Source organism: Accumulibacter sp. (assembly GCF_029255125.1).
Classification (GTDB): Bacteria; Pseudomonadota; Gammaproteobacteria; order Burkholderiales; family Rhodocyclaceae; genus Accumulibacter.
This window is the reverse complement of the sequence record NZ_JAPUVR010000079.1, coordinates 1-20418: the sequence shown is the minus strand read 5'-3', so window position 1 is coordinate 20418 and position 20418 is coordinate 1. Positions and strand designations below refer to the sequence as shown.

At 66.8% G+C, this 20418-nt stretch carries 20 protein-coding genes; 10 read left to right on the top strand and 10 right to left on the bottom strand.

What is annotated here, in order from left to right; all coding sequences use genetic code 11:
* Positions 1–161: 161 nt before the first annotated feature.
* Positions 162–983 carry an exodeoxyribonuclease III gene (locus tag Q1L59_RS04450; protein ID WP_300328602.1) on the bottom strand — a complete coding sequence of 274 codons (822 nt, stop codon included), beginning with the start codon at positions 981–983 and terminating at the stop codon, positions 162–164.
* A gap of 43 nt (positions 984–1026) precedes the next feature.
* Here Q1L59_RS04450 and pyrE point away from each other — a divergent pair, with 43 nt between their 5' ends.
* Positions 1027–1665 (top strand): orotate phosphoribosyltransferase, encoded by a 639-nt coding sequence (gene pyrE, locus Q1L59_RS04445; RefSeq protein WP_300328599.1) that lies wholly within the window; start codon positions 1027–1029, stop codon positions 1663–1665.
* A gap of 1 nt (position 1666) precedes the next feature.
* Complete coding sequence (locus Q1L59_RS04440; RefSeq protein WP_300328596.1) at positions 1667–2299, top strand: hypothetical protein; 633 nt, start codon at positions 1667–1669, stop codon at positions 2297–2299.
* Between the two features lie 19 nt (positions 2300–2318).
* Here the strand turns inward: Q1L59_RS04440 and Q1L59_RS04435 are convergent, their stop codons facing one another.
* Genes Q1L59_RS04435 through Q1L59_RS04415 form a run of 5 tightly spaced genes read right to left on the bottom strand, consistent with a single transcriptional unit; the run spans position 2319 to position 7479 of the window.
* Entirely contained in the window at positions 2319–2846 is a 528-nt protein-coding gene (locus tag Q1L59_RS04435) for a gamma carbonic anhydrase family protein (RefSeq protein ID WP_300328683.1), read from the bottom strand.
* Positions 2847–2892: 46 nt separating this feature from the next.
* Positions 2893–4113, bottom strand: a complete 1221-nt coding sequence (locus tag Q1L59_RS04430; protein WP_300328593.1) for an ABC transporter permease — start codon at positions 4111–4113, stop codon at positions 2893–2895.
* Positions 4107–4817, bottom strand: a complete 711-nt coding sequence (locus tag Q1L59_RS04425) for an ABC transporter ATP-binding protein (protein ID WP_300328590.1) — start codon at positions 4815–4817, stop codon at positions 4107–4109. Before Q1L59_RS04425 ends, Q1L59_RS04430 begins: the two co-directional genes overlap by 7 nt.
* Positions 4817–6034, bottom strand: a complete 1218-nt coding sequence (locus Q1L59_RS04420) for an efflux RND transporter periplasmic adaptor subunit (RefSeq protein WP_300328587.1) — start codon at positions 6032–6034, stop codon at positions 4817–4819. The genes Q1L59_RS04425 and Q1L59_RS04420 overlap by 1 nt, the downstream gene beginning before the upstream one ends.
* Positions 6031–7479: a TolC family protein gene (locus Q1L59_RS04415; RefSeq protein ID WP_300328585.1), complete on the bottom strand. Its 1449-nt coding sequence runs from the start codon at positions 7477–7479 to the stop codon at positions 6031–6033. Before Q1L59_RS04415 ends, Q1L59_RS04420 begins: the two co-directional genes overlap by 4 nt.
* 375 nt (positions 7480–7854) lie before the next feature.
* On the opposite strand from Q1L59_RS04415, the gene rpiA reads away from it, so the two are divergent.
* Both rpiA and cobU read left to right on the top strand, forming a co-directional pair.
* Positions 7855–8544, top strand: a complete 690-nt coding sequence (gene rpiA, locus Q1L59_RS04410; RefSeq protein ID WP_300328582.1) for a ribose-5-phosphate isomerase RpiA — start codon at positions 7855–7857, stop codon at positions 8542–8544.
* Between the two features lie 90 nt (positions 8545–8634).
* Positions 8635–9255: a bifunctional adenosylcobinamide kinase/adenosylcobinamide-phosphate guanylyltransferase gene (gene cobU, locus Q1L59_RS04405; RefSeq protein WP_300328580.1), complete on the top strand. Its 621-nt coding sequence runs from the start codon at positions 8635–8637 to the stop codon at positions 9253–9255.
* 366 nt (positions 9256–9621) lie between these two features.
* Here cobU and Q1L59_RS04400 read toward each other — a convergent pair whose 3' ends face one another.
* Positions 9622–11103, bottom strand: coding sequence for a cobyric acid synthase (locus Q1L59_RS04400; RefSeq protein ID WP_300328577.1), 1482 nt, complete (start codon positions 11101–11103; stop codon positions 9622–9624).
* A 209-nt stretch (positions 11104–11312) separates the two neighbouring features.
* On the opposite strand from Q1L59_RS04400, the gene Q1L59_RS04395 reads away from it, so the two are divergent.
* Positions 11313–12233: a cobalamin-binding protein gene (locus tag Q1L59_RS04395; RefSeq protein WP_300328574.1), complete on the top strand. Its 921-nt coding sequence runs from the start codon at positions 11313–11315 to the stop codon at positions 12231–12233.
* A gap of 73 nt (positions 12234–12306) precedes the next feature.
* On the opposite strand, the gene tpx is transcribed toward Q1L59_RS04395, so the two are convergent.
* The 3 genes from tpx to Q1L59_RS04380 all read right to left on the bottom strand — a co-directional run bounded on the left by tpx (position 12307) and on the right by Q1L59_RS04380 (position 14649).
* Positions 12307–12810, bottom strand: a complete 504-nt coding sequence (gene tpx / locus Q1L59_RS04390) for a thiol peroxidase (RefSeq protein ID WP_300328571.1) — start codon at positions 12808–12810, stop codon at positions 12307–12309.
* 174 nt (positions 12811–12984) lie between these two features.
* Positions 12985–14082 (bottom strand): quinolinate synthase NadA, encoded by a 1098-nt coding sequence (gene nadA, locus Q1L59_RS04385; protein WP_300328568.1) that lies wholly within the window; start codon positions 14080–14082, stop codon positions 12985–12987.
* A 117-nt stretch (positions 14083–14199) separates the two neighbouring features.
* The gene (locus Q1L59_RS04380) at positions 14200–14649 is read right to left on the bottom strand and encodes a rhodanese-like domain-containing protein (protein WP_300328565.1); all 450 of its coding nucleotides are present in this window, start codon (positions 14647–14649) and stop codon (positions 14200–14202) included.
* A 291-nt stretch (positions 14650–14940) separates the two neighbouring features.
* On the opposite strand from Q1L59_RS04380, the gene glnA reads away from it, so the two are divergent.
* The 5 genes from glnA (at position 14941) to Q1L59_RS04355 (ending at position 20355) form a co-directional block, all read left to right on the top strand.
* Positions 14941–16356: a type I glutamate--ammonia ligase gene (gene glnA, locus Q1L59_RS04375; protein ID WP_300328562.1), complete on the top strand. Its 1416-nt coding sequence runs from the start codon at positions 14941–14943 to the stop codon at positions 16354–16356.
* A 182-nt stretch (positions 16357–16538) separates the two neighbouring features.
* The gene (locus Q1L59_RS04370; RefSeq protein WP_300328559.1) at positions 16539–17042 is read left to right on the top strand and encodes a DUF4124 domain-containing protein; all 504 of its coding nucleotides are present in this window, start codon (positions 16539–16541) and stop codon (positions 17040–17042) included.
* A gap of 19 nt (positions 17043–17061) precedes the next feature.
* Positions 17062–18132: a nitrogen regulation protein NR(II) gene (glnL, locus tag Q1L59_RS04365; protein ID WP_300328557.1), complete on the top strand. Its 1071-nt coding sequence runs from the start codon at positions 17062–17064 to the stop codon at positions 18130–18132.
* A 66-nt stretch (positions 18133–18198) separates the two neighbouring features.
* Positions 18199–19635, top strand: a complete 1437-nt coding sequence (gene ntrC / locus Q1L59_RS04360) for a nitrogen regulation protein NR(I) (RefSeq protein ID WP_300328554.1) — start codon at positions 18199–18201, stop codon at positions 19633–19635.
* A 225-nt stretch (positions 19636–19860) separates the two neighbouring features.
* Positions 19861–20355: a toll/interleukin-1 receptor domain-containing protein gene (locus tag Q1L59_RS04355; RefSeq protein ID WP_300328552.1), complete on the top strand. Its 495-nt coding sequence runs from the start codon at positions 19861–19863 to the stop codon at positions 20353–20355.
* Positions 20356–20418: the final 63 nt, after the last annotated feature.

Here is a 20418-nt window from a genome sequence, read left to right as displayed (position 1 = left end):
AGGGTTGGAACGGACGGCTGCGTGCAAGGCTCGCGTGTAAGGCAGAATTCGTCGGTACAGCGCTCAGATTATAGAAATCGTCGGCGGGAATCAATGCGCAAACGGGAGGCGCGTGCGAATGCCTCAGATTCTTTACGCTGCGGGCTGGCCGGTGCCATTCGTCAGCCGGTTGTCGGCGGCTCGCCGGCCGCCGACGCCGGCAGTGGCGGGTAAGCGTAATCGATGATCAGCGGTGCGTGGTCACTGAAGCGCATTTCCTTGAATACCTCGGCCCGGCGGGCGGTGGCGGCAATCCCGCGGGTCGCCAGTTGGTAGTCGATCCGCCAGCCGACGTTCCGCGCCCACGCCTGCCCCCGATTCGACCACCAAGTATAGCCCTCGGCCCCCTTTTCCGGATAGAGTTCGCGGTAGACGTCGTGCCAGCCGGCTTCGTTCAGCAGACGGCCAAACCAGGCGCGTTCTTCGGGCAGGAAGCCGGAGTTGTTGCGGTTGCTCCGCCAGTTCCTGAGATCGATTTCCTGATGAGCAATGTTCCAGTCGCCGCAGATCAGCACGTCGCGCCCGCTCGCTGCGAGTTCGACGAGTTGCGGGTAGATCAGCGCCATGAAGCGGTACTTGGCGGCCTGGCGGGCTTCGGAGCTCGAACCGGAAGGCTGATAGAGCGACACGACCGAGAGCGGGCCGAAGTCGGCGCGCAGGTAACGGCCTTCGCCGTCGAACTCTTCGTCGCCGAGAAAATTGGACAGTTTGTCTGGTTTGTCACGGCACCAGAGGCCAACGCCGCTGTATCCTTTCTTCGTGGCGCAGTGGTAGTAGGCGTGCATTCCATCAACAGGCTTTATCTGGCCGACCAGGTCGTCCGGCTGTGCTTTCAGTTCCTGCAAGCAGATAAGGTCTGCTCCACTGTCCTCGGCCCAGGCCAGGAAGCCCTTGCGGCATGCAGAACGAATGCCGTTGAGGTTTAAGCTAATGATGCGTAACATTGCAGCGCAGGATGTTTGGCAGCATCGAGTGTAGAAAAGATTTATGGACTTCCATCAGGAATTCATCGAGTTTTCGGTTAGGCAACAGGTGCTGCGCTTTGGCGAATTCAGGACCAAGGCGGGGCGCTTGTCGCCCTATTTTTTCAACGCCGGCCTGTTCAACCGCGGCGCGGCGTTGGACAAGCTTGCCGGATTTTACGCCCAGGCAATCGAAGCGAGCGGAATTCCCGTCGATGCGCTCTTTGGCCCGGCGTACAAGGGAATACCGCTGGTCGCTGTACTCGCGGTCGAGCTGGCGCGGCGCGGGCGCGATCTGCCATTCTCGTTCAACCGCAAGGAAGCCAAGGATCATGGCGAAGGCGGCAGCATCGTCGGTGCGCCGCTGGCCGGCCGTGTGTTGATCGTCGACGATGTGATCAGCGCCGGCACATCGGTGCGCGAGTCGGTCGAACTGATTCGTGCCGCCGGCGCAACGCCCGCAGGCGTGGTCATCGCACTCGACCGCATGGAACGGGGCAGCGGCGAACTCTCCGCTGTACAGGAAGTGCAGCGGCTCTACGGCATGCCGGTGATTGCCGTGGCGACGCTCGACGACCTGCTGCGTTTTCTTCGGCAGAGTCCCGACTTTCGGCCAAACGAAGACGCGGTCGCGCGCTATCGGCGCACGTATGGCGTTGCCTGAGATGACCATTTCGCTACGCGCACGCTGCCTCCTGCTGCTCGGCATGCTCCTCGCCAGCACGAGCGATGCAGGCCCGCGCATTTTCTGCTGCGCGGATGGCTCTGGCCGACAGGTGTGCGGTGACATTCTGCCGACTGCCTGCTATGGGCGGGCCTACCGCGAACTGGGCGAGTCCGGTTCGACGGCGCGCGTCGTCGAAGCGCCGCTGACCGTCGAGCAGAAGGCGCAGAGAGCGGCCGAGGAACAGCGGCGCAAGGAACACGAGCGCCTGGCTAACGAACAGAAGCGTAAGGACCAGGCGCTGCTCAACACGTATGGCAGCGAGAAGGACATCGAAGCGATGCGCAGCCGCGCCGACCGCGACCTCGTTGCCGCGATCCAGGCCGCCGAGGAACGCATCGTCGACATCCGTCGCAAGCGCAAGCGCTTCGAGGACGAGGCCGAGTTCTACAAGGGGCGGGAACTGCCGGCCGATGTGGCCAAAGGTCTGCGTGACGCCGACTACGAGATCGGTGCCCAGCAGTCGGTGATCGAATCGAAGAAGAAGGACAGGGAAAGCGTGCGCAAGAAATACGACGACGACCTGCGCCGCTACGTCGAGTTGTCGAAGCGCCCGCCATCGGCACGCCCCTGAGCGTGCCCGGCAAGGCGCCTCAGTTGCTCGCGACGCTCAATTCGCGCAGATAGCGTTGCCAGTTGGCGACGTAGTGATCGGCGCTGTGCTGCAGGCGGGCGACTTCGTCCGGCGCGAGCTGGCGCACGATTTTGCCCGGCGAGCCGACGATCAGGCAGTGGTCGGGAAACTCCTTCCCTTCCGGGATCAGCGTATTGGCGCCGACGATCGAACCGCGACCAATGACCACGCGGTTGAGCAGCACCGAGCCGATGCCGATCAGCGATCCGTCGCCGACCGTACAACCGTGCAGCATCACCAGATGCCCGACGGTGACGTTGCGGCCGATCGTCATCGGCACACCTTCGTCGGTATGCAGCACGCAATTATCCTGAATATTGCTGTTTTCGCCGATGCTGATCGGGTCATTGTCGCCGCGTGCAGTGACGCTCCACCAGATCGACGCGTTGCGCGCCAGGCGGACATCGCCAATCACCGTGGCGTTGGGGGCGATCCAGCTGTGCGGATCGATCTGCGGGCGACGTGCGCCGAGTGAGTAGCAGGGCATGGCTTGCACCTCGTTCATTTGGCGCGCGCTCGGGCGCGGCCGGGGTTCATTGGTGGCGCAGCGCTTCGATCGGGTCGAGCGCGGCTGCGCGGTGGGCCGGATAATAGCCGAAAAAGATTCCGATGCCGGCAGCCACGCCGAAAGCGACGAGGACCGCAGCACCGGAAACGACGATCGCCATGTTGGTCAGCGAATTGACCAGCAGGGCGCCGCCCAGCCCGAGGACCAGACCGATCAGGCAGCCGGCGACCGAAATCATCAGCGCTTCGAGCAGGAACTGGCTGAGGATGTCCTTGCGGCGCGCGCCGATTGCCAGCCGGATGCCGATCTCGCGCGTTCGCTCGGTGACCGAGACGAGCATGATGTTCATGATGCCGATGCCGCCAACGAGCAGCGAGACCGAAGCGATCGCGCCGAGCAGGACCGACATGACGCGCGTCGTTTCGGCTGCCGAGTCGGCGGCGGCGGCCAGATTGCGCAGGAAGAAGTCATTGTCCTGTCCGTCGCGCAGCCGATGACGCTGGCGCAGCAGCGCCGTCACGCTGGTTTCGACCGCCGGCATGCTTTCCGGCGAATTGGCCTGGACCATGATCAGGCGCACGGCGCCCGGGAAAGGATTGCCGAACACCTTGCGCTGGGCGGTGGTCAGCGGAATGATCACGGTATCGTCCTGATCGCGTCCATCCAGATTCTGACCCTTCTTGCCGAGCACGCCGATGACCAGGAACGGGCTCTGCCGGATGCGGATCGTCTGGCCGAGCGGATCTTCGGCGCCGAAGAGGTTGGTCGCCGCGGTCTGTCCGATCAGCGCGACGCGCGTTGCCGAGCGCACGTCGGATTCGCCGAAGGGGTAGCCGTCGGTGATCGTCCACGCGCGCGCCTCGAGGTAAGGGGGCGTCGTCCCGACCACCGTCGAGCTCCAGTTGTTCGGACCATGGACGATCTGTTGCGTCCCCTGATGCACCGGTGCGACGTTGAGCACGCCGTCGAGCGTGGCGATTGCCTCGGCGTCGGCGACGGTCAGCGTCGGACCGCCACCCCCGCCGCTGCGCACGCCGCCGGTGCTCGTCGAGCCGGAAATCACGATGTAGAGATTGCTCCCCATCGTGCTGATCGTCTGCGCAACGGCGTACTGCGCGCCCTGACCGATGGCCATCATGAGCACGACCGAGCCGACGCCGATCACCATGCCGAGCATCGTCAGCGCCGTGCGCATGCGGTTGGCGCCCATCGCATGCCAGGCTTCGCCAAGCATCGCGCTCAGCATGCGGCGTCGGCGGTGCGTGGCGTCGGCGCGTCGCTGACGATCAGTCCGTCGCGGAAGCGTACCTGACGCTGGGCGAAAGCGGCGATGTCGTTCTCGTGCGTGACGAGGACGACGGTGATTCCTTCGCGGTTGAGGTCGCAGAAGATCCGCATGATCTCCTCGCTGGTGTGGCTGTCCAGGTTGCCGGTGGGTTCGTCGGCCAGGAGCAGGCGCGGTGAGTTGACCAGGGCGCGCGCGATTGCCACGCGTTGCTGCTGACCGCCCGAGATCCGGCTGGGCAGCGAGGCGGCATAATCGGCCAGACCGACGCGCGCCAGTTGCTGGCGGGCAGCGGCGCGCCGGGCGGCGCGCTCGGCGCCGGCGTAGACCAGCGGCAAGGCGACGTTGTCTTCCAGGCTCATCCGCGGCAGCAGATTGAAGCCCTGGAAAACGAAACCGATCGTCTGGTTGCGCACGGCAGCGAGTTCGTCGCCGGTCAGTCGGGCAACGTTGCGACCGGTCAGGAAATAGTCGCCGCAGCTCGCCGTGTCGAGGCAGCCGAGCAGATTCATGAAGGTCGACTTGCCCGAGCCCGAAGGGCCCATGATGGCAACGAACTCGCCGGCGGCGATCGCCAGGTCGACCCCCTTCAGCGCCGGGAAGTCGCCCGCTGCCGTGGCGTAGGACTTGCCCAGCCCGACCACCCGGATGGCCGGCTCGGTCATCAGAACAGCCTCATCCCGACGCTGCTCGGCTTGCCGCTGGTCGTCGGCAGGTTCTCGCCGACGACCAGCCGGTCGCCTTCCTTCAGCTCGCCGCCGACCAGCTCGGTGTTGCGATTGTCGGTGATTCCCAGTTGCACGCTGACCGGTTTCAGCTCATTGCGCTCGATGACATAGACCGTGCCGCTGGCCGTATCGCGTTTCCTGCCTTTGCCTTTCGCCTCGCCGCCACCGTCAGCCGGCGCGCGCGCGGCGGGCGGTGGCGCGTTGCCCGGACGCTCGCCCGGGATGCTTCCCTCGGCCGGCTTGAAACGCAGCGCGGCGTTCGGAACGAGCAGCACATCGTCGCGCCTGGCGACGCCGATGCTGACGTAGGCGGTCATACCGGGCAGCAGGATGTGCTCGGGGTTGGACAGCGAAACGCGCACGTTATACGTCACGACGTTCTGCTGCATCGTTGGATTCAGGCGGATCTGCTGCACTTCGCCCTGGAAATTGCGATTGGGGAAGGCATCGACAGTGAAGCGCACTTTCTGGCCTTCCCGGATCTTGCCGATGTCGGCTTCGGCAAAACTCGAATCGATGCGCATTTCCGAGAGATCCTGGGCGATCTTGATCAGCGTCGGCGTCTGCAGACTGGCGGCGACCGTCTGTCCGAGGTCGACGACGCGGTCGACGACGACCCCGGAAACCGGCGAGCGGATCGTCGTATAGCGCAGGTTGACCTGATCCTTGTCGGCTGCCGCTTTCGCCTGCGCGAGTTGCGCCTCGGCCGAGCGGCGCGCCTGCACCGCCTGTTCCAGCTCCTGCCGCGACACGTATTCCTGCGCGAAGAGCGCCTTCATGCGCGTTTCGTTGGCGCGCGCCAGATCGAGCGCGGCGCTCACGTTGTGCACGTTGGCCGCGCTCTGGCGGGCTTGCGCGGCGAGCAGCGAATCGTCCAGTTCGAGCAAGGCCTGACCCTGGCGAACCTCGTCGTTGAAGTCGACGTAGAGTTTGGTTACCGTTCCCGAAACCTGCGTGCCGACATTGACCAGGACGACCGGGTTGAGCGTTCCGTTGGCCGAAACGGTCTGCGTGATGTCGCCCTTTTCGACCGCCTGCAGCTTGTAGCGCTGCTCGGCCGACTGCGTTTCATTCTGTTGGTACCAATACGCGCCGCCGGCCGCGAGCAGGCCGAGTCCGACGACGAAAAGCGATTTGCGACGCGCGGGGTTCATGGGCGGTCAAAGGCTCCAGAGCTTTGCGCAGCGAGCAGGCGATGGTCCAGCGTGCCGATCGCGTGCGCCAGCGCGGCGCGCGAAACGTGCCAGTCGAGCATCGCCTGGATGCGCTGCAGGCGAGCGTTGGCCAGCGCACTTTGCGCATTGAGCAGGTCGAGGATATTGCCGACACCGGCCTGGTAGCGGCCGGCAGCGACGCGTTCGGATTGTTCGGCGCTGGCCAGCAGATCGGCTGCCGTGCGCACGGTCTGCGTCGCGGTGGCCAGCGCCTGATACGCTTCCCAGACGTCAAGCGCCACCTGCTGCCGGATTCCCTCACGGCGGGCGGCCTGCACCTCGCTTTTCGCCTGCGCGCTGCGCACACCGTAAGTCGAGGCATAACCGGTAAAGATCGGCAGCGTCAAGCTCAGGCCGAGCGTGGTGCTACGGCTGCTCAGGCCGTCGACCTCCTGCCAGCTCGGACCGGCGTGCAGAGCTATCGTCGGTCGGCCCGCCGCGCGCGCGTAATCGACGTTTGCCTGTGCGGCGCGCAGCTCGGCTTCCGCCGCCTGCAGGTCCGGGCGATTGCGGCGCGCTTCGGCGATCAGCGCTGCGACATCGTTTTCAAAGCTCAACGCCGGCGGGGTCAGCGCGATCTCGTCGAGCGTCAGGCTGCTGTGCGCGTCCAGCCCCATGACGTTGGCCAGCCGGCCGTAGGCGTTGCGCAGGGCGCCTTCCGCCTTGATCCGGTTGAGCGTCGCCTGCGACCACGCGGTCTGCGCCTGCAGGCGGTCAGCCGGTGTGCCGCTGCCCACCTGGTAGCGCACTTCCGCCGCCGACAGGCTGGCGCGACTCGCCCTTTCCGATTCGAGCGCTGCGGCGAGCGCGGCGCGCGCCGCCTGGGCGCCGTAATAGGCCCGCAGCGCGGCGAAGAAGACGCCTTGCACGGTCGAGTCGAGCGAGGCCGCAGCGGCGGCAAGCAATTGGCGGGCGCCTTCGAGCTTGGCCGAGCGGGCGCCGAAGTCGAACAGCAACCAGGACAGCGTGAGTGAAGCAGCCCGCGTCGACACGTTGCGCCCATTGCTTGTCTGCCGTCCGATGCTCAGCCCGCCGTCGACCGCCGGCAGGAAATCGGCCTGCGCCAAGCCGACCTGTTCCGCCGCGACGCGCGCGCTGGCCCACACCTCGCGCGTTCCCGGATTGCGGCACAGCGCCAGGTCGACCACCTCGAGCGCGCCGTAGCGCGTGTTGGCGGCGGGTAGCGGACAAGGCTGCTGGCTGCCGTCCGCCGGGCTGCCGGCGGAAAAGCCCGGACGCGCCGGAACGAGCTTGCCGGTGGCAAAGGGGTCGCTCGTCTCGTCGCTCACCGCCCCAGCCGCGGCAACGACGGCGAGTAGCGCGAGGCAGAAGCGGAGAATCGTGCCGGGCGGCAGCGCCGTGCGACGGGAGGTGGTCTTGGCCATGACCCGTTAGTATAGCCAAGCTCGCGGCGAGCGAGCGCCGCGCCGGGGCCGGCCAAACCCCGCCGGCGAAACAATCTGCAACAGCTCGGCGGGCGACCCGGCGCTTCGCGCGGCGGGCCGGCAGCCGCTCGCCTGGCACTGGCGCACGGCCGGCGACGGCCTGCCGGCGATCGTGCTACGATCGGCTTGCCCGGTGTTCACCGTCGGCGCGCCTGGCGGCCGTCACCGCCAGCGTGGTCGACAAGCGTCCGTGATCCGGTGGCCGGCCGGCACAGTGCGATGCCTGGCCCGCCAGTCGCTGATCCGGCGCGAGCGCGCTGTCAGGACAACGCCTTCGGCACTTTGGGACCTTTTTTGGGACTTTGGGACTTTGCCATGAGCAAGACGCAGGACGAACTCAAGCGGGCGGTTGCCGAGGCGGCACGCGACCATGTCGCCGAAAATCTGCCGGCGGGCGCCATTCTCGGCGTCGGCACCGGTTCGACGGCGAACTTCTTCATCGACGCGCTGGCCAGCATCCGCGACCGCCTGGGTGGCGCGGTGGCGAGTTCGGAAGCAACGCGCGCACGCCTGGTTGCGCAGGCGATCCCGGTGCTCGAACTGAACGAGGTCGTCGAGCGCGACCTGCCGTTGCCGATCTATGTCGATGGCGCCGACGAGATCGACGCCGGCCTGGCCATGATCAAGGGCGGCGGTGGCGCGCTGACGCGCGAAAAGATCGTCGCCGCAGTGGCCGACACCTTCGTCTGCGTTTGCGATGCCTCGAAGCGCGTTGCCGTACTCGGAAGTTTCCCTTTGCCGGTCGAAGTGATTCCGATGGCGCGTGCGCACGTCGCGCGCGAGCTGGCGAAGCTCGGCGGGACGCCCAAGCTGCGCGCCGGTGACCTGACCGACAACGGTAATCTGATCCTCGACGTGCATGGTTTGGTGATCGCCGATCCGGTGCGGCTTGAAGTGACGATCAACCAGATCGCCGGCGTCGTCGCCAACGGGCTGTTTGCCCAGCGCGGCGCCGACCTCCTGCTGCTCGCCGGGCCCGCTGGCGTGCAGCGTCATGCTCGCTGAGTGCGCCCGGGCGCGCCTGCGAATCAGCATCACCTGGCCTGGGTGCTCGGCGAGCCACTGTCAAGGCCGTCGACGGCGAGCACGACCCGAATGAACGAACTGATCATCGGCGGTGCGCGTTCGGGCAAGAGTGCGCTGGCCGAAGAGCGTGCACGCGAAGCGCAGGGCAGTGGCCTGCGCGTCGTCTATGTCGCGACCGCGGAAGCGCGCGACGACGAAATGGCGCGCCGCGTCGCCGCTCACCGCGCGCGGCGGCCGGCCGACTGGGCGCTGGTCGAGGCGCCGCTTGAACTACCGGCCGCCCTGCGCGCACAGGCGGCGGATGACGTCTGCCTGATCGTCGATTGCCTGACGCTCTGGCTCTCCAACCTGCTCTTCGCCGGTCGCGCGGCGATCCAGGCCGAAGCCGGCGAGGCGATCGACTGCCCGCTGCTGACCGGCGCCACCGCCGCCTTGATCGCTGCCCTGCGCGGGCTGCCCGGGCGGGTGACGCTGGTCTCGAACGAGGTCGGCTGGGGAATTGTTCCGCTGCATCCGCTGGCCCGCTGCTTCGCCGACGAGCAGGGCCGGCTCAATCAGCGCGTCGCGCAAGTCTGCCAGCGCGTCATCCTGGTTGCTGCCGGACTGCCGCTCGTCCTCAAGGACTTGCCGGACGCCGGCGACTCGCCGGCCTCGCCGCCTCCGGCTGTGGGCGCGGCTCAGGGCTGGTGAATGCTTCGCCGCGCCACTGCCTGCGGCGCAAGGGCCGGCGACATCATCCGGGCGGCAGGAATCCTGCGTGCAGGCTGAAAGGCGAGGCCGCCGACGCGCTGCCAAGCAGCCTTCGAAGGTCGCGCCGCAACGACGAGGCGCCGGCGTTGGCCCCGAGCCACCTGTCGTCCTGCCTCACGCTCTTCAGCTTGGCCAAGCCTCGCACTCGTCGCGCCCGATGCCTGGCGCTGAGCAGCAAATCCAGATCCGGCGCACCATTCCCTCCGGGTTTGATTCGGCATCTGCCTACGCGCTGCCATGCTCGGTTGCCCCGCCTCAGGTGTCGTTGCGCCGTTCGCCCTGCCGCAGCGAACGATCCGCCAGCGCTCAGGGGAGCAGACCGGCCAGCTTCTCCCATCGGAACGCCTGCTCGACGGCGTCGGCCAGCCGGTCGAGGTCGGCTTCGCGGCGTGCCGCGGCGTCGAAGGGGGCGGCGTCTGCCGGCGCGCCCGCCCAGCGCAACAGTGCGGCCAGCGCTGCCGGTTCGTCGAACAGTCCGTGGCAGTAGGTGGCCAGGATCTGGCCGTCTTCGGAAAGCGCGCCGTCGGCTGCGCCGGCCAGCGTCGCAGCCGGGCGCGCCAGCGCCGGACCGGTGGTCACGCCCATGTGTATCTCGTAGCCGCGGACGGCCGGCCGGCCGGGCAGGTTCAGCGTTCCGACGACGTTCTTCAGTTGCTTCTCACTGGCCAGCGTCGTCGTGCAGTCGAGCAGGCCCAGACCGGCGGCGCTGCCCGGCTCGCCCTCGATTCCCAGCGGGTCGTGCAGGTGACGGCCGAGCATCTGGTAGCCGCCGCAGATGGCGATCAAGCGGCCGGCGTAGCGCAAGTGGCGGCGGATCGCCGCTTCCCAGCCGTTCGCGCGCAGCCAGGCGAGGTCGGCCTGCACCGCCTTCGATCCCGGGAGGACGATCAGGTCGGCGGCTGGCGGCGTCTCGCCCGGGCCGACGAAGCGGAAATCGACCGCCGAGTGGAAGCGCAGCGGGTCGAGGTCGTTGTGGTTGGCGATGCGCGGGAAGGCCGGTGCGATCGCCTGCAGGCGGGCCGCCGCCTTGGCCGTCTCGGCGCGCGGCAGCGCGTCCTCGGCGTCCAGGTAGAGCCCGTGCAGGTAGGGCAGAACGCCGAGCACCGGCTTGCCGGTGCGCTGCTCGAGCCAGTCGAGCCCGGATTCGAGCAGGCGGATGTCGCCGCGGAAACGATTGATGACAAATCCCCGGATGCGCGCCTGTTCGGAGGGCGAGAGCAGTTCCAGCGTGCCGACGAGGTGCGCGAAGACGCCGCCGCGATCGATGTCGGCGATCAGGATCACCGGGCAGTCGACGACCTCGGCGAAGCCCATGTTGGCGATGTCGCGGTCGCGCAGGTTGATTTCGGCCGGGCTGCCCGCGCCCTCGATCAGCACGCAGGCGTACTGCGCGCACAAGCGCTGGTACGATTCGAGCACCGCGGCGAGCGCGCGCGGCTTGTACTCGTGGTAGGCGATCGCGTCCAGACTGTCGAGCGCCTTGCCGTGGATGATCACCTGCGCCTGCCGGTCGCTGTTCGGCTTGAGCAGCACCGGGTTGAAGTCGCTATGCGGCGGCAGACCGGCGGCGAGCGCCTGCAGCGCCTGGGCGCGGCCGATCTCGCCGCCGTCGACGGTGACCGCCGAATTGAGCGCCATGTTCTGCGGCTTGAACGGCGCGACGCGCACGCCGCGGCGTTTCAGGATGCGGCACAGCGCGGCAACCAGCGTGCTCTTGCCGGCGTCGGAAGTGCAGCCCTGGACCATCAGCGCCGGTGTACCGGCAGGCGGGGAGCTTGGTGTTGCCATGGAGTGGCGTTCGCGGGATCGGCACAAGCGTCGGAGGCCGCATTCTCGCACGCGGCGGCCGCTTCGTTCCGGCGCCGGCCGCTGCGGCGCGCTAAAATCCGTCGGCGCGTCGCCGATCGGGCGTTCCGGCCCTGGCCGGCGGCCTGCCCGGCCCGCCCGGCGCATCCGCACCGGCCACGATCGTCTTCACCGCTTGCCCAAGGAACCGCATGATCGGTAAAGCAACACCGCGCAGCCGCTGGCTGTGCCGCAGCGTCCTGCGCGCGCTCGCGCTGCTCGGCTGCGCAGCGGCGACCGCTGCCGGCGCCGAAGTCAGTGTGCGCGACGACCTCGGCCAGACGGTCAGGCTGGCGCAGCCGGCGCAGCGTATCGTCAGTCTGGCGCCGCACCTGACCGAGACGCTGTTCGCCGCTGGCGCTGGCGAACGGATCGTCGGCACGGTCGATTACAGCAATTACCCGGAAGCGGCGAAGAAGATCGCGCGCGTCGGCAGCTATGCACGGCTCGATCTGGAAGCCGTGGCGGCGCTCAAGCCCGACCTCGTCGTCGGCTGGCAGTCGGGCAACGCGACGGCCAATCTCGACAAGCTGCACGGGCTAGGCTACACGCTCTACGTCTCGCAGCCGAACCGCATCGAAGACGTGGCCAGCGAGATCGAGCGTCTGGGCACGCTTGCCGGCACGCAGGGCGTGGCGAGCGTCACCGCGCAGCGCTTCCGCCAGCGGCTTGCCGCACTGCGGACGCAGTATTCGGGCAAAGCAAGTGTGCGCACCTTCTACCAGATCTGGAAGCAGCCGTTGATGACCGTCGGCCGCAGTCAGATCATCTCGGACGCCATTCACCTGTGCGGCGGCGAGAACGTTTTCGGCACGCTGGAAGCGATGGCGGCGAGCGTCACGGTCGAAGCGGTGATCGCCAGCAACCCGGAGGCGATCGTCGCCAGCGGCATGGGCGAGGCGCGTCCGGAATGGCTAGACGACTGGAAGAAATGGCCGCGCATCACCGCGGTGCAGCGCGACAACCTGTTCTTCGTTCCGCCCGACCTGATCCAGCGCCACACGCCGCGCCTGCTCGAAGGCGCCGAGCAACTCTGCCGGCATCTCGAACAGGCGCGCCAGCGCCGCCGCTGAGTCGGCCGCCGGGCTTCAGCGCGGCGGCGGGCGGTAACCGCCGGCGCGGCGGCCAGCGGTTCGTGCCCGGCGCTCAGGCGAGCGCGCGCAGCGCCGCGTCGTAATCGGGTTCGTCCTTGATCTCACCGACCAGTTGGCTGTGCAGCACGCGGTCGGTTTCGTCGAGGACGACGACGGCGCGTGCCGCCAGCCCGGCGAGCGGTCCGTCGGCCAGTTCGACGCCGTAGTCGCGCAGAAACTCACGCCCGCGCAGCGTCGACAGCGTGTGCACGTTTTCCAGACCTTCGGCCGCGCAGAAACGTCCCTGGGCGAAAGGCAGGTCGGCCGAAATGCAGAGCACGACGGTGTTCGCCAGGCTGCTCGCCGCCTGGTTGAACTTGCGCACCGAAGTGGCGCAGGTCGGCGTGTCGATGCTCGGGAAGATGTTCAGGATCTTGCGCTTGCCGGCGAAGTCGGCGAGCGTCGTCGCGGCCAGCGTGCGGCCGACGAGCGAGAAGGCTGGCGCGGCCTGGCCGGGCTGCGGAAAATCGCCGGCGACGGGGACGGCGTTGCCGCCGAGGGTGACAGTGCGGGTCATGGGCTATTCCTTCGTGGGTTGGGATGCGATGGGTCGGACGGTTCGGGACGCTTTACGATCGTCTGGCTGGGGCAACGACGCCGACGGCGACACGCGCCGGGCAGTTCTTGGTCAATCGCTCGCCGGGAAAGTTCACCGCTTTCGGCGTGGCCGGTGGTTGGCCGGCGAGACCGATCAGGAGATGGCAAGCATGCGGTCGAGCGCCAGCTTGGCGGCAGCGCGCTCGTGCGCGGCGACGCTGATCTGATTGACGACATTGCCGTCGGCCAGGTTCTCCAGCGTCCACGCCAGATGCTGCGGGTCGATGCGCTGCATCGTCGAGCACATGCAGACGGTCGGCGCCATGAACCGGACGATCTTGCCCTCGGCGCGCACCTCCTCGGCGAGCCGGTTGACCAGATTCAACTCGGTGCCGACCAGCCAGCGCGTATTCGGCGCCGCCTGCTTGATCGTGCGCACGATGTGCTCGGTCGAGCCGACGAAGTCCGACTGCCGGCAGACCTCGAAGCTGCATTCCGGATGCGAGATCACCAGGCCGTCCGGGTGTTCGTTGCGGAAGCGCAGGATGTGGGCCGGCTGAAACATCTGATGCACCGAGCAGTGCCCCTTCCAGAGCAGCAGGCGGGCGTGGCGAATCTGCTCGGCGCTCAGGCCGCCGAGTTCGAGGTCGGGATCCCAGACGACCATTTCGTCGAGCGGAATCCCCATCTGGTGGCCGGTCCACCGGCCCAGGTGCTGATCGGGAAAGAACAGGATCTTCGGGCGCTGCGCAAAGGCCCAGGCGGCAATGCTTCCCGCATTCGACGAGGTGCAGACGATGCCGCCGCGCTCGCCGCAGAAGGCCTTCAGATCGGCCGCCGAATTGATGTAGGTCACCGGCGTCACCTGCTGCTCGACCTCGAGCACCTCGCCGAGTTCGCGCCAGCAACGTTCGACCTTGGCCAGATTAGCCATGTCGGCCATCGAGCAGCCGGCGGCCAGATCGGGCAGGATCGCCAACTGCTCCGGGCGCGACATGATGTCGGCCACCTCGGCCATGAAATGCACGCCGCAGAAGACGATGTAGCGCGCGTCGGTCTGCGAGGCGAGGCGCGACAGCTTGAGCGAGTCGCCGGTCAGGTCGGCGTACTGGTAGACGTCGGCGCGCTGATAGTGGTGGCAGAGCAGCACAGCCTGCTCGGCGAGGCGCGCGCGCGCGGCACGAATCCGCGCATGGCACTCGTCGTCTTGCAACGGGTTGAACTTGTCGAAGCTGATGGTCGCAGTTTGCATGGGGGCGAGATCCGAAACGGGAGCGAAAAAGAGTCTGAGCGTTTGCGCCGGGCAAGAAACTCGGCGACGAGTGCTGTCCGGCGCCGGTGCGGCGATTCGCTGGCGGCGGCCGAGCCTTCAGCTCTGCCAGGGCAGGCCGGCGTGGCGCCAGCCGCCGACCTTGCCGCGCTGGCCGCGCGCGTCCTTGTTGCCCTCGAAGCCCTCCAGCACGTTGTAGCACTCGCGCTGCCTTGCCTCGCTGACCAGCGCCGCCGCATGGTGCGAGCGCACGCCGCTGCGGCAGATGAACATCAGCAAGGCCTCGCGATCCACCTGCTGTTCGACCTGGGCAAGGAAGTGAATGTTCAGCCGATTGTCGGGGTAGCTCATCCACTCGATTTCGACGGCGCCCGGGATGCGTCCGACCCAATCCCATTCAGCGTGCGTGCGGACATCGATCAGGCGGGCGCCGGGCGCCAGTTGCCAGACATCGTAGGCTTCCAGCGGCGTCAGCGCACCGGCGTAGGGGAGGCCAAGGTCGTGCCCGCGCGCGCGAGCCAGTTGCAGCAGATCGGTCAGTTTTCCCATGGTGCCCGGCGCGTACCCCGTCGATTGGAAGGCAAAAACAGCAGTATAAAGCACTTGCCGGCCGACGTTTCCGGCGGCACGAAGGCGGGGCGCGCCGCGCACCGCCAGGGTGCGTGGCTGCCCGCGTATGCACCGCCATGGTGCGGAAAAAACAGCCGGTTGGCGCGATGCCCTTGTGGCACAATGCTCGATCAGCAATGCAGGGACTGGCATGTTTTCTGCTAGTACCCGAGCGCAAGCTACCTTTTATACTTTCGCCGGCACCCCGGCAACTGCTCTGGAGATTCTGCAATGGCAAGCCCGCAAGACGTGATCAAGATGGTCAAGGAAAGCGAAGCGAAGTTCGTCGACTTCCGCTTCACCGATACCCGCGGCAAGGAACAGCACGTGACCGTTCCGGTGAGCGCGTTCAACGAAGACAAGTTCGAAAACGGTCACGCCTTTGACGGATCGTCGATCGCCGGCTGGAAAGGAATTCAGGCCTCCGACATGCAACTGATGCCGGACCCGAGCACCGCCTACGTCGACCCCTTCTTCGACGAAACGACGGTGGTCATTACCTGCGATGTCGTCGACCCGGCCGACGGGCGCGGCTACGATCGCGACCCGCGTTCGATCGCCAAACGCGCCGAAGCCTATCTGAAGTCGAGCGGCATCGGCGACACCGCGTACTTTGGCCCGGAACCCGAGTTCTTCATCTTCGATTCGGTCGCCTGGAGCGTCGACATGTCGGGCTGCAGCCTGAAGATCTACTCGCAGGAAGCCGCCTGGACGAACGGCGAAAAGGGCGAAGGCGAGGGCGGCACCGGCCACCGTCCCGGCATCAAGGGCGGCTACTTCCCGGTCCCGCCAGTCGACAGCCTGCACGACCTGCGCTCGGCGATGGTCCTCACGCTCGAACAGATCGGCGTCCCGGTCGAAGTGCACCACCACGAAGTGGCGACCGCCGGTCAGTGTGAAATCGGCACGCTGTTCAACACGCTGGTCAAGCGGGCCGACTGGACGCAGATGCTGAAGTACGTCGTGCATAACGTCGCCCATCAGTACGGCAAGACGGCCACCTTCATGCCCAAGCCCATCGTTGGCGACAACGGCTCGGGAATGCACGTGCATCAGTCGATCTGGAAGGACGGCAAGAACCTGTTCGCCGGCAACGGTTACGCCGGCCTGTCGGAACTCGCGCTCTTCTACATCGGCGGCATCGTCAAGCACGCGAAGGCCTTGAACGCAATCACCAACCCGGGAACGAACTCGTACAAGCGTCTGGTACCGCACTACGAAGCGCCGGTCAAGCTGGCCTACTCGGCGAAGAACCGCTCGGCCTCGATCCGCGTCCCGCACGTCGCTTCCGACAAGGCGCGGCGGATCGAGACGCGCTTCCCGGACCCCTTGGCGAATCCCTACCTGTGCTTCGCGGCGCTGCTGATGGCGGGTCTCGACGGCATCCAGAACCGGATTCATCCGGGCGAGCCGGCCGACAAGAACCTCTACGACCTGCCGCCGGAGGAGGACGCCAAGATCCCGACCGTCTGCGCCAGCCTGGAAGAGGCGCTTGCCGCGCTCAACAAGGACCGCGAGTTCCTCACCCGCGGCGGCGTCTTCTCGGACGACTGGGTCGATGCCTACCTCGAGCTGAAGATGGACGAAGTCAACCGCATCCGGATGACGACGCACCCGGTCGAGTTCGATCTGTACTACAGTTGCTGAGCGCCTGGCGTCAGGGCAAGGGAAAAGACGGGCTACGGCCCGTCTTTTTTTTGTCTGCCGGGCGCCGTTCTCCGGCGTTTGTATCGGCTGCCGTGATCCAATACACTTGACGGCCGGCGTGCGCGTGCCAGCATCCCGGTACCTGCGCACTGGCCGGACGGCGGCGACCGAGGAGAACGATGATGAAACCGCAAGCCCTGTGTCTTTCGACTGCCCTGCTCTGGCTGGCGGCAGCACCGGCAGACGCGCAGGACATCTTCAAGTGCGCCGACGTCGACGGGCGGGTTCTCTACTCGAACGTTCCGACCAAGAACTGTCGGAAGATCGTTCTCGAACCGATCAACGTCGCACCGCCGCCGAAAGCGCCGGCCAAGCCGGGCGCGCCGAAGGCCGCAACGGCAACGCCGGCCGATTTCCCGAAGGTCGACGACAAGACGCAGAAGTCGCGCGACGGCGACCGCCGGCGGATTCTCGAAAACGAACTCGCCGGCGAGCAGAAGAACGCCGAGCAGGCGAAAAAGGAACTCGCCGCGCAGCAGGAAGTCGTCCTCCCCAGCGAGCGCGTGCAGGGCGGCGCGATCAACGGCGCCAAGGTGCAGGAACGCCTGCAGGCCTACAAGGACAAGGTCGCCCTGCACGAGCGCAACATCGAAGCGATCCGCAAGGAGATCGCCAATCTGCGCTGAATGCGCCCGCCGCCGCACGATGACTGAGCCGGCAGCCAGCGCCTTCGGTGGACTCGACCTGCTCTCGTCGGCCGTCGTCCTGCTCGACGAGCGCCTGGCGATCCGCTACCTCAACCCGGCGGCCGAAAACCTGCTCGGGATCAGCGGCAAGGTCTTCGCCGACCTGCCGCTGGCCGCTTTCATGGGGTGTCCGCCGGCACTGCTCGGCGCCTTCGACAAGGTGCTGGGTCAGGGCTGGGGCTATACCGGCGAGAACATCGAACTGCGCCTGGCCGACGGCGAAGTCCTGCCGGTCAACTGCGCAGTCAACCCGGTCGATGCCGCCGACGTCCGCCTGCTCGTCGAACTGTGGCCGATCGACCAGCAACTGCGCGCGACGCGCGAAGAGCGCCTGGCCGAACAGCAACACGCCAACCGCGAGCTGATCAGCAATCTGGTACACGAAATCAAGAACCCGCTCGGCGGCATCCGCGGCGCCGCGCAGTTGCTCGAACACGAACTGAACAATCCCGCGCTGCGCGAATACACGCAGGTGATCATCAAGGAAGCCGACCGCCTGCAGGACCTGATGCGCCGCCTGCTCTCGCCGCATCGCCCGATGCAGCCGGGCCCGGTGAATATCCACGAAATCCTCGAACGCGTGCGCAGCCTGCTCACCGCCGAGTTTCCGCTGCTGCGCGTGCAGCGCGACTACGACACCAGCCTGCCCGACCTGGTCGGCGACCGCGAGCAACTGATACAGGTCTTCCTCAACATCGTGCGCAACGCCGCGCAGGCGATCGACCGCCAGCCGGCGAGCGAAGCGCCCGCCCCCGGGCAGATCACGCTGCGCACGCGCGTCGCGCGCCAGGTCACGCTGGCCAAGCGGCGCTACCGTCTGGCGATCGCCGTCGAAGTGCTGGACAACGGCCCGGGAATTCCCGACGACATCCGCGAACGCATGTTCTATCCGCTCGTTTCCGGGCGCCCGGACGGCAGCGGCCTCGGCCTGACGCTGGCGCAGAGCTTCGTCCAGCAGCACCAGGGGACGATAGACTGCAGCAGCCGGCCGGGCCACACGCGCTTCACGATCCGCCTGCCGCTGGCCTGATCCGGTGAGCGGGCAGGCTTCTTGCTTGTCAATTGAGTGACCATCGTCAAGCTGCCTGAGGAATTCATGAAACCCGTCTGGATCGTCGACGACGACAAATCAATTCGCTGGGTCCTCGAAAAAACGCTCACGCGCGAGAAGATCCCTTTCCGCAGCTTCGCCTCGGCGGGTGAAGCGCTGGCCCAGCTCGACGCCGGCGGCGCGCCGCAGGTCCTTGTTTCCGACATCCGCATGCCCGGCCAGTCGGGGCTCGAACTGCTGCAGATCTTCCGCCAGCGCTTTCCCTCGCTGCCGGTGATCATCATGACCGCGTACTCCGATCTGGACAGCGCGGTCGCCGCTTTTCAGGGCGGCGCCTTTGAATACCTGCCGAAACCCTTCGACGTCGATCAGGCGATCGAACTGATACGGCGCGCGATCGGCGAGAGTATGCACCAGATTGGTGCGGAGAGCGAAGCCGGACTGACGCCCGAGATCCTCGGCCAGGCGCCGGCGATGCAGGAAGTCTTTCGCGCCATCGGCCGACTCAGCCAGTCGAACGCCACCGTCCTGATCACCGGCGAATCGGGTTCGGGCAAGGAACTCGTCGCGCGCGCCGTGCATCGCCACAGCTCACGCGCCGACAAGCCGTTCATCGCGATCAACACCGCGGCGATTCCGCGCGACCTGCTCGAATCCGAACTCTTCGGCCACGAACGCGGCGCGTTCACCGGCGCCGCGACGCAGCGCCAGGGGCGATTCGAACAGGCCGAAGGCGGAACGCTCTTCCTCGACGAAATCGGCGACATGCCGGCCGAACTGCAGACGCGCCTGCTGCGCGTCCTCTCCGACGGCCACTACTACCGCGTCGGCGGTCACTCGCCGCTGAAAACCCGCGTCCGCATCATCGCCGCGACGCACCAGGACCTCGAAGCACGCGTCCGCCAGGGCTTGTTTCGCGAAGACATCTTCCATCGCCTGAACGTCATCCGCGTCCGCCTGCCCAGCCTGCGCGAAAGGCGCGAAGACATTCCGCTGCTCGCCCGCCATTTCCTGCAGAAAAGCGCGCAGGAACTCGGCGTCGAAGCCAAGCGCTTCTCCGAAGGAGCCTTGCGCCAGCTCTGCGGGCTCGATTTCCCGGGCAACGTTCGCCAGCTCGAAAACCTCTGCCACTGGCTGACCGTGATGGCGCCCGGCCAACTCGTCGAACTCGCCGACCTGCCGCCCGACCTGCGCGAGACCGTCGCCCCCGGCGCGCGCGCCAACGACTGGGAAGGCGCCCTCGCCGACGAAGTCGATCGCCTGCTCGCCGCGCAGGCCGGTCACGTGCACGAAAAGCTGATCCAGACCTTCGAAGGCATCCTGATCAGCCGCGCGCTGCTGCGCACCGGCGGCCGCCGCATCGAAGCCGCGCAGGCGCTCGGCATCGGCCGCAACACGATCACCCGGAAAATTCAGGAACTGAAGCTCGAAGCGCCCGGCGCGGCCAGCGGCGACGAGCGCGAGACCGGCCCGCCGCCCTGAGGCGCTGGCGGGCGCCGCCGGCACGTCCGCCGTGTCCGCGTCCACCGTCTTCGGCGCGCCCGATCCAGCCGCGCGGCGCGTGTTTGACTTGCGCGCGGCCACCGCTGATACTTGACCCGGTGAACGGGTTCCCCACGAACTCGCCCGGCTGGCGCTGCCGCCCGCCCGGCGCCGCCCCGTGGACCCCGCCCATGCACTTGCCGACAGATCCGGGGGAGGGTTTCGATGGTCAGCGTCTATGTTTCGTACGCGTGGAAAGAGGAAGCGCAGAAGCCGCTGGTCGAAAAGCTGGCTGAGGCTTGCGCCGCACGCGGAATGAAACCGCGCTACGACCGGAAGGAAATGAAATACGGCGACTCGATCCGCCAGTTCATGGACGAGATCGGCGCCGCCGGGCATATTGTTCTGGTGCTCAGCGAGGCGTACTTCACGTCGGAATACTGCATGTACGAGCTGTGCCAGATCTATGATCAATTTGCCAAACATGATCAAGCGGGTTTTCGCGCGCGGGTGAATCCTGTCGTCTTGTCGGGAACACCTCTTTACAACGCAGACGACCGTCTTCGCTATCTTCACCACTGGGAAAGAAGATCTTCTGAACTCAATGTGAAACTGAAGCGACTCAACAGTCTGCGCCACACGCGGCATCTGCAGGACAGTCTGAGAGGCTGTGAAAAAATCCCGAGCCTACCCTCCGGGAACGTGGGACGCAGGGTATAATGACAATGTCAACTACGGACGGTTTCTGGCGATGACTGAATCTCTTTTTCGCGAGGAAGAAGT

Excerpts from the sequence above, each read along its gene's own strand:
- Q1L59_RS04450 (WP_300328602.1), bottom strand. The coding sequence starts at position 983 with ATGTTACGCATCATTAGCTTAAACCTCAACGGCATTCGTTCTGCATGC.
- pyrE (WP_300328599.1), top strand. The coding sequence starts at position 1,027 with ATGGACTTCCATCAGGAATTCATCGAGTTTTCGGTTAGGCAACAGGTG.
- Q1L59_RS04440 (WP_300328596.1), top strand. The coding sequence starts at position 1,667 with ATGACCATTTCGCTACGCGCACGCTGCCTCCTGCTGCTCGGCATGCTC.
- Q1L59_RS04435 (WP_300328683.1), bottom strand. The coding sequence starts at position 2,846 with ATGCCCTGCTACTCACTCGGCGCACGTCGCCCGCAGATCGATCCGCAC.
- Q1L59_RS04430 (WP_300328593.1), bottom strand. The coding sequence starts at position 4,113 with ATGCTGAGCGCGATGCTTGGCGAAGCCTGGCATGCGATGGGCGCCAAC.
- Q1L59_RS04425 (WP_300328590.1), bottom strand. The coding sequence starts at position 4,817 with ATGACCGAGCCGGCCATCCGGGTGGTCGGGCTGGGCAAGTCCTACGCC.
- Q1L59_RS04420 (WP_300328587.1), bottom strand. The coding sequence starts at position 6,034 with ATGAACCCCGCGCGTCGCAAATCGCTTTTCGTCGTCGGACTCGGCCTG.
- Q1L59_RS04415 (WP_300328585.1), bottom strand. The coding sequence starts at position 7,479 with ATGGCCAAGACCACCTCCCGTCGCACGGCGCTGCCGCCCGGCACGATT.
- rpiA (WP_300328582.1), top strand. The coding sequence starts at position 7,855 with ATGAGCAAGACGCAGGACGAACTCAAGCGGGCGGTTGCCGAGGCGGCA.
- cobU (WP_300328580.1), top strand. The coding sequence starts at position 8,635 with ATGAACGAACTGATCATCGGCGGTGCGCGTTCGGGCAAGAGTGCGCTG.
- Q1L59_RS04400 (WP_300328577.1), bottom strand. The coding sequence starts at position 11,103 with ATGGCAACACCAAGCTCCCCGCCTGCCGGTACACCGGCGCTGATGGTC.
- Q1L59_RS04395 (WP_300328574.1), top strand. The coding sequence starts at position 11,313 with ATGATCGGTAAAGCAACACCGCGCAGCCGCTGGCTGTGCCGCAGCGTC.
- tpx (WP_300328571.1), bottom strand. The coding sequence starts at position 12,810 with ATGACCCGCACTGTCACCCTCGGCGGCAACGCCGTCCCCGTCGCCGGC.
- nadA (WP_300328568.1), bottom strand. The coding sequence starts at position 14,082 with ATGCAAACTGCGACCATCAGCTTCGACAAGTTCAACCCGTTGCAAGAC.
- Q1L59_RS04380 (WP_300328565.1), bottom strand. The coding sequence starts at position 14,649 with ATGGGAAAACTGACCGATCTGCTGCAACTGGCTCGCGCGCGCGGGCAC.
- glnA (WP_300328562.1), top strand. The coding sequence starts at position 14,941 with ATGGCAAGCCCGCAAGACGTGATCAAGATGGTCAAGGAAAGCGAAGCG.
- Q1L59_RS04370 (WP_300328559.1), top strand. The coding sequence starts at position 16,539 with ATGAAACCGCAAGCCCTGTGTCTTTCGACTGCCCTGCTCTGGCTGGCG.
- glnL (WP_300328557.1), top strand. The coding sequence starts at position 17,062 with ATGACTGAGCCGGCAGCCAGCGCCTTCGGTGGACTCGACCTGCTCTCG.
- ntrC (WP_300328554.1), top strand. The coding sequence starts at position 18,199 with ATGAAACCCGTCTGGATCGTCGACGACGACAAATCAATTCGCTGGGTC.
- Q1L59_RS04355 (WP_300328552.1), top strand. The coding sequence starts at position 19,861 with ATGGTCAGCGTCTATGTTTCGTACGCGTGGAAAGAGGAAGCGCAGAAG.